Below are 12644 nucleotides of genomic sequence, written 5' to 3'. Positions count from 1 at the left end.
GAAATTGCCCCTTTTATTTTTATATAAATATTGCTATTTATTGCAAAAATTTCGAATAAGTAATCACCAGTTTTATTCCGGTTGTGCTGTTACTTCCTTTTAGCACCACACGGTTGGCCTCGCTGTTTTTACGAGCCGTGGTCAAAAAGAATCCGTTGTTTACTGCCTTCCCGCTTATTATTTCTTCCAGGTGTTGTGTAATGTTAAACCTGTACGTATAGTCCGAACGGAGAACACCTCCGTAGTAACTGCTACTAAAGGAGTAATCTGCAGGGAGCGTTTCGTTTCCATCTTCGTCGAGAACCGTAAATAATAACTGTGCCGGTGGCGGATATTTATCCACTTCAGAGGCAAGTGTATCTACCTGAAAGACCAACTCAGCTTTGTTAATTCCAATGTTTGTTGAGTCTTTCCATGAACTCAGCCCTTCAATATAAATTTTAGATTCCAGCCCGCCGGTTGACTGCACGTATATTAGAGAGTCGTCGCCCGTTTCCACATTCAGGTTGGCTTCAAAAGCTGTTCCCGAATAATCGTGTTCAATGGAATTTACACGGGCGCTCAATCCGGTAATTATGTATGGATTGTAAAGCAATGTATCCGGTTTTTCTTTGGCTTGGTTTTCGTCGTTATCGTAGTACACAAGCAGTGCCGAACCCTGAAACGAACTTGATGATGCGGCTTCCAGTACAAGAATAGAGCCGCCTACTGCTGTTTTTGCTTCAGCTTCAATAAGCAACCCTTTGAAATACTCCAGAAAAGTATCGTTGTTTATTATTTCTGACGGGTCTGCATTTACCAGTTTTTCTCCCAGTGATTTATCAAGAGGAATTGAAATCAACTGAAATACTGTGTCCTGATAGGTGCTGTCGAGCCTGACAACCGGAGTGTAATCAACTTCGCCCAATAACTGGGTAGATGCCAATTGCTTTAAATCAACATCCTGGTAATACGGATAGTCGTATGAGCCTCCGTTTGTTTCGTTGATGGTGTCGGCAAAAATGGGTTCCATCAACTCGTAAACCCTGAATTTTTGCGAAGTGATTGTGTCACCGTACATCAGTCGGTAATACAAAAAAAGCTTTACCGAGTCAACAACAGTATTGGTTCCATAGTCGATGGCTCCCTGCATCCTGAAATGTGCGGCAAAGTCGATGTTTGTTTTCCCGAAAACAGGATCGTAGAAACTTCCCAAAAGGCTTTTGCTGCCTTCATCGGATCTTATGGGCCCCTCGGTAAAAGTATACGACGAGATGCTGTTCTTGTCTACGAGGTTTTTCACTTCAACCAAGTCTTTTGTAGGCAGCAATTCCATTCCCAAATCATTGGGGTCGTTGCACGCTGATAAAAAAGCCATTGCGGCTATTCCCCAGATAATTAGGTGGTATTTAAAAGTTGTCTTACGTTTCACTGAATACTTGTTTTTAAGTAATTGTTTTCCTGACTACTAAAATAAATCACAAACGTATAAAAAATCGATGATGGTATGGAGTGAATAACTGTAATTTTGATCTTTTTACAAAAAAAATTGATCTTTTAACAACTACCATACTTTTTCGTAAAATTCATCGTAGGCGTCAATGTATGTTTCTTTTGGTTGATATCCCAGGAAAGGCTTACCCGATTCAGGAATGAATTTTTCCAGTTCGGGATTTATTTTTTCTGTTCCCTGAATAACGGCATCCGAGTAATTAATTGCTAATTTGCTCAGGTTCACATAATCCGGGTTTTCAAGCAGCGAAACATCATCGGGCACCATCCCTTCGAGTAAAATTTTGTTCTTAATCTCCGGGTTAAGTGGTTTTTTAAATTCGTCGTTGTAAAGCGAGTATACCACTTTTGATTGTTCGAAAAGCGGGTCGTTGTAATAATATTTTTTGATGAATAACGGAACCATCGAAGTCATCCACCCGTGGCAGTGAATTAAATCCGGAGCCCAGCGTAATTTTATTACGGTCTCCAAAACACCACGGGCAAAAAACAAGGCCCGTTCGTCATTGTCGGCAAACTCTTCTCCTTTTGGACTGACAACCACCTGCTTACGATGGAAGTAGTCTTCGTTATCAATAAAATAGACCTGCATGCGGGCTGCCTGAATAGATGCAACCTTAATAATCAGCGGGTGGTCTGTGTCGTCAATAACAAGGTTCATTCCCGATAACCGGATAACCTCGTGTAACTGGTTTCTGCGCTCGTTAACGCAACCGTAACGAGGCATAAAAGTTCTGATTTCCCTCCCTTTTTCCTGCACACCCTGGGGCAGGTAACGTGCGATTTCTGACATTTCGCTCTCGGGTAAATAGGGGGTGATTTCCTGAGAAATATAAAGGATCTTCTTCTTTTCCATTGAGCTGTAAGCGCGGTTTATAACAGAGTGCAAAGGTAATAAAAATATCGCGAATATTCAATTCCAGCCATTTCCGTTGTGTTAAGCCTCTGTGTTTATATCGGGGCGTGTGGGTTTTTTAAGAAGATTATTTATTTACTTTGCATAGTGAATTTTTTAAGCAATGGTTCTGGTAAAAACAATAGAAGAACTTCAGAAACATTTGAAGGAGCTTTGTAAAAAAGGCAGTGTTGGACTGGTTCCAACCATGGGTGCATTGCACTCCGGCCATTTGTCGCTGGTTGAACGAGCAGTCAGCGAAAATCCCACAGTGGTAGTTAGTGTTTTTGTGAATCCTACCCAGTTTAACGATCCGGATGATTTAAAACGTTATCCGCGTACCCTGGAGGCGGATTTGAAGTTGCTGGAACCAACCGGTTGCACCCTTGTGTTTGCGCCTGAACCCAGTGAAATTTATCCCGAACCTGATACCCGAAAGTTCGATTTTGGACATTTTGAACAGGTTATGGAAGGAAAGCACCGCCCCGGGCATTTTAATGGCGTTGCGCAGGTGGTAAGCAAGCTGTTCGAAATTGTAAAACCCAACAAAGCATATTTCGGACAAAAAGATTTTCAACAGCTGGCCATTATAAACCAAATGGTTAAAATGCTAAAAATGCCGGTTGAAGTTGTCGCCTGTCCTATAATCAGGGAGAAAAGCGGACTTGCAATGAGTTCGCGCAATGCGCTGCTTACGCCGGAAGAACGAAAAAATGCCGTGGTTATATACGAAACACTTAACAAAGCCAGAAACCTGGTTGGCGCGAAATCCGTATGCGACCTTGAAAAATGGGTGGTCGCAAACATCAACAAAAACACATTCCTGGATGTTGAATATTTTGAAGTTGTTGATTTTGAAAGTCTTCAGCACGTATGCAAATGGGATGATGAAGGCCGGAAAATAGGATGCATTGCCGTTTTTTGCGGCAAAGTCAGATTAATTGACAATATTGTTTTGAACTGAAAAAGTGAGTTATGCATATTGAAGTTTGTAAATCGAAAATTCATAAAGTAACTGTAACAGAAGCCAATCTGCAATACGTGGGGAGCATTACCATTGATGAAGATTTGATGGACGCAGCAAACTTGATTGAAAACGAAAAGGTGCAAGTGGTAAATATTAATAATGGAGAACGGCTTGAAACCTACGTTATTAAAGGTGACCGAGGCTCGGGAACCATTTGTTTGAACGGACCGGCTGCCAGAAAAGTAGCTGTTGGCGATGTGGTGATTATCATTTCGTACGCCTCTATGGATTTTGAGGAAGCCAAGTCGTTTAAGCCGTCTATTATTTTCCCGGATATCGAAACGAACAGGTTGATTTAGGTTTAGTTTGCTTTTAATATTGTCGCCCCCCAACTTTTCATAATAATGTCGAATTTTGTCTATTATTAGTTGAACTGCATAATTTGTGGTATCTCCTTTTTTATATTAGCAAAAAGGCACACGCTTTTTTGTGTCGAAGTACTGATCGTTTCTGACAAGAACATGAATCGGAAGTGTTCCTGTTTTTTTCTCTTTTTTGAATGCTTGAAAAAAAGAACAGAGAGCGGTTTTGTTGCTTCATATAAGTTGGTGCTACAATTTTTGCTTCTGAAGCTTCTATTCAGTCCGAATGCTTTCCCCCGGTATTGGCTATTTTTCACCTTGTCGTCCCATCCGAGAAAAAAGTGTCCCATATTGAGCCGATGTATTTCAGATGTTTTTTGTTTATAGCGTAGTAAATCAGTTGTTTGTGTTTTTTGGTATCTGGATTGTTTATGGTCTGGCACGCTTGAAGATTGAATTTACAAACTAAAAATTTAATAAAAAACACAAAATCATGAAGAAGTTATCAGTTATTATCGCAAGTTTTATTTTGGTTTTCGGATTTTCTAACGCTTTGCTGGCACAGGATTCCAGTACCGCAAGGCACGATGTAGGAATAACAGTGCCGTCAATGGCAATCATAGATATTGAAGGAGCAGGAGAAGGTGGAAGTATTAATCTTACAGTTTCTGCCGATGGAATAGAAGCCGGGGATGCTGTTGATTTTAGTACTGCCAGTAACAACGAATTGTGGTTGAATTACACGGCCATAAGCGGAGGAAAAAGTCGTGAGATTTCTGCAAAACTTGAAAACGCTAGTTTGCCGTCAGGAGTATCGTTGATGTTGAAAGTTGAAGGCCAGACTAACGGAGTAGGCGATTTGGGTGAAGTAGTGAACACCGGGTCAACCGCTTTAGGAACTGCCAATTCTTTGAAAGTAGTAAACGGAATAGGAAGTTGCTACACCGGCAATGGAACAGGCAGTGGCCACCAACTGGTTTATTCGCTGGAAATGAGCGATGATGGTTATTCTGAACTGGTTTCAGGATCAAATTACAGCACAACCGTTGTGTACACAATTACAGAGACTAATTAAGAATAGATAGTAAAAGAATAGAAAAGGCAGACTGAAAGGTTTGCCTTTTTTTGTTCCCGGGTTCTTTGATTTCAGTATTTGCGCAGATGGGGAATCAGTATTTTGTACCTCATAAATAGGTAAATCGAATACAACGCCAAAGGTTCGTGTTATGTACCTTTGGGTATGAAACTTTCGATTTTTATAGTGATGCTTTTATTCCTCTTGTGGAGCTCTCCTTTTTTGGCAGAAGGACAGAGCAGTGAGGCTCATCACAAGGTGAACATAGAAATTCCGGAAGTAGCGCTTTTGGGTTTGGTTTCAGAAGAGGCCGGGGCAATTGCTCCGGATGAAGCCGGAGCGCCGGTGAATCTTGAAAACTTTGATCAAAATAAAGGAGTATGGATAAATTACTCGTCGATTATCAGGAGCCAGACCCATCGGAGAAAAGTGGTTGCCACTGTTCAGGGGCAAGTTCCGGATGGTGTGCTGTTGTCGGTTGAAGCCACTGAAGCCAGAGGAGCAGGGAAAGGGGCGCTTGGAAAGCCAGCCGGCCGGGTTTATCTTTCGAACGAACCGGTTGAGGTGATTTCGGACATTGGAAGTTGTTTTACCGGCAAAGGCATGAACAACGGGCATCTTCTTTCTTACCATCTGGAGGCTGAAAGTTCAGGAACTGAATTCAAAAGTCTGTCCCAAAATCAAACAATTGTTCAGGTTGTTTATACTTTAACAGACCTCAATTAACAGATTATCCATATTGTTTTCTGTCGTAAGAACTGTATTTTAGCGATAAAATTGGAAGTTGTTTACCAAAAACCATTTTACATGATTTGTAACGCTTTTTTGAAAAGATTGTCCTTTGCGGGGATGCTCTCTTTTTTTATTCCATTATTTTCGTGGGCAAATATTGTGGTTCTGAATGGGTTAACCCACGAAAACCAGGCGCAGCCGGGAGAATCTTACCGGGGAACTATTCAGGTTCAGAATGCTTCGGAACATAACAGAAGTGTGAAAATTTATCAGCGCGATTACTGGTTTTCCTACACTGGCGAAAGCAGGCACGATTTGGCCGGCACTTCGGAGAGGTCGAATGCCAATTGGATTTCTTTTAACCCTGAATTAGTTGAGTTGCAGCCCAACGAAATTGCATCGGTAAATTTCGAAGTGAAAGTTCCGAATGATTCTCTAATCGGGACTTATTGGAGCGTACTTATGGTTGAGGGGATTGTCCCTCCGGACACTTCGGCAACTTCGGGAGGCGTTACAATTAATACCGCTATTCGGTATGCAATTCAGTTGGTAACCCAAATTGGAGAAACGGGCACCAGCGACATAAAGTTTTTGGGAATGGAGCTCGGAAAACAGGATGAAATGCCGCTGTTGCATGTGGCTCTCGAAAACACAGGCGAACGCATGCTGAGGCCGGAACTGGCTCTTGAGTTGTTCGACGACGAGGGAAATTCGGCTGGCATTGTAAAAGCTGAAAAAAGAAAAACTTACCCGGGAACGTCGGTAATGATTACCCTCGAATTGAAAGGGATAAAGCCGGGGAATTATAATGGCATTTTGGTAGCCGATTGTGACAACGATAATGTATTTGGAACGAATGTGTCATTTGAAATTTAACAATGCCCGTTAGGCTACTCACCATATTTTCGTTTTTTGTTTTTGCTGCTTCCGGCCTGTTCGGTCAGTCGGCGGGTAGTGTCAGGCTTGTTTCAACGCGGGACAAAGTGGACGTTCTGCCCGGTCAAATTGTGAACCTTGCTTTTTTTGCGGAAAATAAAACGAATACTATTCAGAATTTAGATGCCGGAATGAACGCGCCTTCGGGATGGAGGCTGATTTCTCCTGCAAAAAGTTTTTCGCTGCAGTCGGGCGAACGAAAGTTTTTGATTTTTTCGGTGCAAATTCCTTCGGTAAATCCTGTTGGCAAGTTTAAGGTGGAACTGTCGGTCAATCAGGTTGAAAACGGAGATGTTTTAGATTTAGTTCCTGTTGTGGTAACTGTAGGCGAAGTTGAAAAAATTGAAATGCACCTGGTAGAATCGCCACAACATATTAAGGCGGGAGAAGAGTTCCGTTCTGAATTTTTACTGCAAAATCTGGGGAATACTGGTAAAAAAGTATTTATCGAAACCCGTAATTGCTCCGTGGAGGGGCAGGCCGAAATTGAAATTGCTCCGGGACAATCGATTCGTTTTTTTGCAACCCACCCGTCATCAGATGCAATTACCGAAACCGTTAAAAATTATTATACAGTGCGGGCTTTGGTTTCGGGAAAAGTAACAGAAAGCATTTTCAGCTCTTACACAACTTTTCCTGTAAAAGAGGGAAAAAAGGATTTATACCTCAGATTTCCGGTTGAATTTGGTGCCACCTATCTGGCTTCCAACCAACGGGGAAGTTACGAACATGCGTATCAGTTTGAGCTTTCGGGGAGCGGTTCGCTGGACGAAAAAGGGAAGCACCGGATGGAATTTTTGGCGCGTGGTCCGAACAACACTAACCTTAGCTTTTTAGGACTGTACGACCAGTATTTTGTTTCGTATGCTAACGATAATCTTGAATTATTTGCCGGAGAAAAGTCCTTCTCTTTTACCCCGTTAACAGAATCTTCGCGTTTTGGGCTGGGGGCAGAAAGTAAGGTGAAATTTAATAACGGGCTGAATTTCGGTTTTTTATATGTTAAGCCCCGTTTCTATCAGGAAATAGATAATGAAATGGCTGCTTTTGCAGGGGTTGAGTTCAATAAAAAAAATAATGTTGGCTTCTACCTGGTGTCGAAGCAGTTGGCTGCCAGTCCCGAAATGACACAACTGGCCAGTTTGAATTCGCAGTTCCAGCCTTTCAGTCGCACTTCCGTTGAACTGGAATTTTCGAGAGGGCGTTTCGGCGAAACCTGGGATAATGCAATGCGGGCAAATTTAAGTTCGCAGTTTTCTGTTTTTAATCTGGCCGGAAACTATTATTACACCGGTAAAAACTACCCGGGGTACTATTCAAACTCAACGTTTTATTCCGGTAATTTTTCGGTGAATCTGACCCCGAAATTAAGTCTTGGAATATATGCCAAAGAGGATTTTATTAACGCCCAGTTGGACACGTTTTTTGTGACTGCCCCCTATTCCAGGTCGTTTCAATATATGGCAAATTACAACTTGGCTTCACGCGCATACCTGAAACTTTATTGGCGGCAGTACGAGCGGAAAGACCGTCTGGCGCTCGATAAGTTTCATTACAAAACAAACTCTATAAACGCCCAGGTTATTCATCGTTTTAACAGGTTGGAATATAATATTCTGGGAGAATACGGCGAAACCACGAACTTTATGTTGGAATCGGGGCAGAATCAACAAACCATGTACCGGGGCTCGGTAAATTTGGCTTACCGTTTTAATTCGAAACATGCGGTGCGGGTTTTCGGTAGCTGGTCAAATGTTAACCGGTTCATTTCCGGAGATCAGCAGAATTTTATGGCCGGTATGGCGGTAGTTAGTCAGCTCGCGAAAAATTTGCGTGCCAATTTTCATATTCAGAATGCCTATAATATTGAAGATTATTATCGCAACCGTAATCTTATGCAGCTGAATGTGGATTTTACTCCTGTTCCGCGGCACAAAATTTCTTTGCGTAGTTTTTATACGTTGTTCCGGCAGGAAACCGAAAATCCGGAACTTACATTTTCTTTGAATTACGCATACAAGTTTGGAATTCCACTCAAGAAGATTGTTGATGCCGGCGACCTGAAAGGATATGTGACTCGTGCGAACCATGAGCCTGCCGAAGGAATTGTGGTTTCGTTTTTTAACAAAACAGCCATCACGGGGAAAAATGGCGAATTCAGTTTTAAAGCTGTGCCCACGGGAACTCACATTTTGTACATCGACCGGTCCGGATTGGCAATTGACGAAATTCCGGAAATTGCCGACCAGCTTAGCGTTGAAATTCTGGAAGACGAAACAACAGAATTAAATTTCAGAATTGCAAAAGGAGCAAGGCTTCGCGGTAGTTTTGAGGTTCAGGAAAGTGCGCTGGCTATTTTGCAGAAAGGGGAGGTGAAAGTTCAAAATATTATTGTTGAACTGAAAAATGAGCAGGAACAATTTCGAATTACCAGTGAAGCAAACGGGAAATTTTCTTTTCCGTTGGTGCGGCCGGGAGAATGGACGTTCAGGGTGTATACCAACAGTTTGCCGGAGGGGTATGAACTGGAGAATCCGGTTGTCAGGATAAATTTGGAGCCGGGGCAGGACAAGCACCTGGAGTTGGATCTGAAGCCCAGGAAACGGAATATTATTTTTAAATCTGACAACAAGGTCCTTCAGCCGTTAAAGCAATTGAACAATCAGCCTGAAAGCCGCGCTGCACAACAGATGGAAATTGAAAAGGAGTCGGAGTCGCACTCCGATACTTTTTATTCAGTTCAGGTTGGGGCTTTTGGCAGTAAAAAATCAAACGATGCCACCTATTTTCAGGAGGCTCCTTATGATTTTGAAGTGCAAATTGGTACCTTGTACAAATATTTCATTGGCCGATTTCCCAAGTTGGGAGAGGCCGAAAAAGAAAAGCAAAAGTTGGAGAAAATATACAAGAATGCTTTTGTGGTGAAGTTTGAGAACGGACGCCTGGCGCAGTAAAAAAATGAGTAAGTACTGAAATAATTATGAATACATTTTCGAAATACGGATGCGTGTTAGTTTTTATTCTGTTTCCATTCATCGTGTGGGGACAATGGGATACCGGGCAGTTTTCTGTCTCTTTTTCGCTGCCTGAAGTTGCCCTGGTTGATGTTGAACCGGGCGTAGATAACAGCATTCATTTTACAATTCTGCCGGGTGCAGAGTCGGGAAATTCATTAACTGTCGGAAGCTCCAGCAATAATTCGCTTTGGTTGAATTACACATCTGCCTTGCCGGCAAATCAGCACTCTCGCAAAATTACTGCGGAAGTTTCGCAGGGGACAGTCCCTTCAGGGTTGAAGCTTTTTCTCGAAGCCTCCCGTTTTTCGGGGAACGGCGCCGGTAAGCGCGGGCAGCCTGCCGGAAGGGTAGAACTTTCCAATCAGCCGCGGCCGGTTGTTACCGGAATTGGTAATTGCTATACGGGAAATGGGGTTCGGGCAGGCCACCAGCTTACTTTTTCGGTTGAGGTTGCCGATTATTCAGAAATAGAATCTGCCGGCGAATATAATTTTGTTATTCTCTATACATTAACTGATAACTAATGAAATACAAAAGTATATATCTGTCGTTTTTGCTGCTTTTCGTTCATTTGTATTTAGCGGGTCAGCAGATGAGTGTTGTTGTAAATGGAGACGCAGGACTAAGTGGGTTTTTACCGTCGTTAACCGAGGCCGGCAATGATTACGAGCCTTCTGTTGAGAGCGAATCGTCTCTTTTTGTGTCGGTGTTGTATGCAGATTATTTTGACTACGTGTTCAGTCCAAACAAAAAGTGGAGGGTTTTTGTCCACAAGTCGGATGTTGGCTGGAACTCGGATATTAAACTTGAAGCGCGCAGAACCGGTTCAGGAACCAGGGTTAGCTGGTTCTCTTCAAATGCGAATATTCACGATGGGACAAACTACCGTGAAATCACAAATAACCCGTCCTTTTTTTTCAGAGGAAAGCACGGAATATCAACCATTCCCATTTCGCTGAAATTTAGTGGTTTTTCAGTGATTATGGGTGCCGGGGATTTTGAAACAACCCTGGTGTTTACTGTTTATGATGATTGGTAATTACCAGTCAAATTTTAAATCGTAATCATCCGGATTTAGTTGCCATTTTTCAATCAGCCATTTAGCTGCCCTCAAATCATACCGGTTTCGGGTCATCTGCGGAGAATCTTTTACCATGTTTACCACGCCGGTTATCATTTCCGGACTGTTTTCTTCAAGGCAGTCAATTGCGTTTAAGGCGCGGGTGCGTGCAAATTCGTTCGGATTTTTCAGAATAGAAAGCAGTGCTTTTTTAGCCGTTTCTTTTTCTCCGAGCCTGTAAAGTGTTTCTGCTGCAACAGCAATTACATCGGGCGATTTGTCATGAAGCACGGCTGTTAGTGCTTCTGTTGCCGGAGTAGCATTCTTTCCCAATATCAATAATCCTGTGGCTCCCCAGTATCTGATTGCGCTATCATCATTTTTTAGGAACGACTGCATTTGAGCGAGATTCTCTGGTTTGCCCAGCGTTGCAACTTCGGCTGCCTCAATAATGGGTTTTAAATCGATGTTGCCGGATCGCATATAATCATACATTGGAGTTCCGTTGGCGCGATTTTCCCAGTCAGCCTCCGGAATAAACCCGGTGTCTTTTATTTTGTAAACCCACTCCATGTTTGCGTTTCGCATGCGTTTTAGCACATCGGCATAAGCAGGGGCGTTTGCCAGGTTATTTACTTCCCACGGATCGTTTTCTGTGTCGTACAATTCTTCAACCGGCTTGGTGTTCCAGAAAATGCCTTGCGTTTCGTTGCATTCTCCGGCGAGGTAAGCTTGCTCCCAGGAGCGGATCGAAGGCGCCCTCCACAAATACTCCAGATGTTGTCCGTAAACGCGGTAAGGTACGTAGTTCCGGATGTATCGGTATTTTTGGTCGCGCACGGCACGGCACATATCATATCGTTCGTCCATCCTCCCTCTAAACATGTATGCATATTGCGGATCGTCGGTTTTTTGTTTGCCCAGAAAAGCGTTTCCCTGCATAAAGTCCGGTATTTTAATGCCGGCAATACTCAGAAGAGTTGGCGCCAAATCAACGAAACTAATAAGACGATTTATTTTTGAACCGGTTTTTTCTTTAGGAAACAGGTATTTGTATTTTTCAGGAATGCGAATCAGGAAAGGAACGCGGGTGCCTGTTTCGTACACGTAACGCTTGCTTCGTGCCAAAACACCACCGTGGTCGCCGTAATAAAAAACAATGGTGTTTTCTGCAAGGCCTGACTCTTCGAGTTCCCTGAGCTTTTCTCCAACCCACGCATCCATGTCTTCCACCTTGTCGTAATATTGCGCCCAGTCGTGCTTTATGGCCGGCGTTTTTGGATGGTACGGCGGAATCGGAACTTCGTCCGGACTGTGGCGCAGCTGCTCGTCGGGAATGGAGTCGTGCATACAGCTTTCGTGCGAAATTGTTGTGTTGAAAATGGCGAAAAACGGCTGTCCTTCGGCTCTGTTTTTATAATGGGCATCACGGCTACAGTCGTCCCAAATTTGCTTTGGGTCTATTGATTCCGTGTTGTAGTCGGTTTTTACGTTGTTGCTGCAATAGTAGCCCGCTTCGCGCAAAAATTCAGGGTAAGTTTTTACCACTTCCGATTTTGGATAGTAACTGCGCATGTGCTGGTTGCCGTTTGAGTTGGCATAAACACCGGTAATTATGGTGTTTCGGGCCGGAGCGCAAACAGGGGCATTTGCATAGGCATGAGTGTATAAAAAACCTTCAGATGCTAATTTGTCGAGATTGGGCGTGGTTGCAAATTCATCGCCGTAACATCCCAGCAGCGGGCTGTTGTCTTCGCTGGTGAGCCAGAGTATGTTGGGTAGCTCTTTCGGCGTTTTGTGCTGGCAGCCCGAAAATAAGAAAACTATGAGTGTTGCAAAAACGAGGGTAAAAAAGCAGGTGAGATTTTTTGGTTTCATATTAAAGACGTTATAGTTGAATAGTGCCTTAAATATAAGAATAGAATGCGGGAGTATTTGATAAAATACCGGAAAATATCATGCTTTAGTCTGGACAAAAGGGGATTGCACAATGGCCGGTGCATTGCGTAGTAATTTTAATTGGATGAATAAAGAAAAAGGCAGGTAGGTTTTTTAACGAGAAAGTGGAGTCAATTGCATTGGAACAAAAAGTGATGTCTGTGTTCAGTA

Annotated in this window: 11 protein-coding genes; 8 read left to right on the top strand and 3 right to left on the bottom strand. The window is 42.9% G+C overall.

The genetic code is table 11. The annotated features are described in order from the left end of the window. Window positions 1-37: 37 nt before the first annotated feature. Together BUB08_RS13365 and BUB08_RS13360 are read right to left on the bottom strand one after the other, a co-directional pair. A complete protein-coding gene (locus tag BUB08_RS13365) occupies window positions 38-1411 on the bottom strand; it encodes a DUF4270 domain-containing protein (RefSeq protein ID WP_139249710.1) in 1374 nt (457 codons plus the stop codon). A 132-nt stretch (window positions 1412-1543) separates the two neighbouring features. After that, on the bottom strand, window positions 1544-2347 hold the full coding sequence (locus BUB08_RS13360; protein ID WP_073002394.1) for a glycogen/starch synthase: 804 nt from the start codon (window positions 2345-2347) through the stop codon (window positions 1544-1546). A gap of 163 nt (window positions 2348-2510) precedes the next feature. On the opposite strand from BUB08_RS13360, the gene panC reads away from it, so the two are divergent. From panC to BUB08_RS13315, 8 genes are all read left to right on the top strand, one after another. Further along, window positions 2511-3350 (top strand): pantoate--beta-alanine ligase, encoded by an 840-nt coding sequence (panC, locus tag BUB08_RS13355; RefSeq protein WP_073002393.1) that lies wholly within the window; start codon window positions 2511-2513, stop codon window positions 3348-3350. An 11-nt stretch (window positions 3351-3361) separates the two neighbouring features. Further along, a complete protein-coding gene (panD, locus tag BUB08_RS13350; RefSeq protein WP_073002392.1) occupies window positions 3362-3712 on the top strand; it encodes an aspartate 1-decarboxylase in 351 nt (116 codons plus the stop codon). Window positions 3713-4208: 496 nt separating this feature from the next. After that, window positions 4209-4790 (top strand): type 2 periplasmic-binding domain-containing protein, encoded by a 582-nt coding sequence (locus tag BUB08_RS13340; RefSeq protein ID WP_073002390.1) that lies wholly within the window; start codon window positions 4209-4211, stop codon window positions 4788-4790. A gap of 165 nt (window positions 4791-4955) precedes the next feature. Further along, window positions 4956-5516: a hypothetical protein gene (locus BUB08_RS13335; protein ID WP_073002389.1), complete on the top strand. Its 561-nt coding sequence runs from the start codon at window positions 4956-4958 to the stop codon at window positions 5514-5516. A gap of 81 nt (window positions 5517-5597) precedes the next feature. Further along, a complete protein-coding gene (locus BUB08_RS13330) occupies window positions 5598-6398 on the top strand; it encodes a COG1470 family protein (protein WP_139249709.1) in 801 nt (266 codons plus the stop codon). Window positions 6399-6400: 2 nt separating this feature from the next. Beyond that, window positions 6401-9412, top strand: coding sequence for an SPOR domain-containing protein (locus BUB08_RS13325; protein WP_073002387.1), 3012 nt, complete (start codon window positions 6401-6403; stop codon window positions 9410-9412). Between the two features lie 26 nt (window positions 9413-9438). Continuing rightward, entirely contained in the window at window positions 9439-9999 is a 561-nt protein-coding gene (locus tag BUB08_RS13320) for a hypothetical protein (RefSeq protein WP_139249708.1), read from the top strand. Then, complete coding sequence (locus tag BUB08_RS13315) at window positions 9999-10514, top strand: hypothetical protein (RefSeq protein WP_073002385.1); 516 nt, start codon at window positions 9999-10001, stop codon at window positions 10512-10514. Before BUB08_RS13320 ends, BUB08_RS13315 begins: the two co-directional genes overlap by 1 nt. Here BUB08_RS13315 and BUB08_RS13310 read toward each other — a convergent pair whose 3' ends face one another. After that, window positions 10515-12413, bottom strand: coding sequence for a sulfatase-like hydrolase/transferase (locus tag BUB08_RS13310; RefSeq protein ID WP_073002384.1), 1899 nt, complete (start codon window positions 12411-12413; stop codon window positions 10515-10517). Window positions 12414-12644: the final 231 nt, after the last annotated feature.

It is taken from the genome of Mariniphaga anaerophila (assembly GCF_900129025.1).
Taxonomy (GTDB): Bacteria; Bacteroidota; Bacteroidia; order Bacteroidales; family Prolixibacteraceae; genus Mariniphaga; species Mariniphaga anaerophila.
The sequence above is the reverse complement of the archived record's forward strand: the minus strand, read 5'-3'. Positions and strand labels throughout refer to the sequence as shown.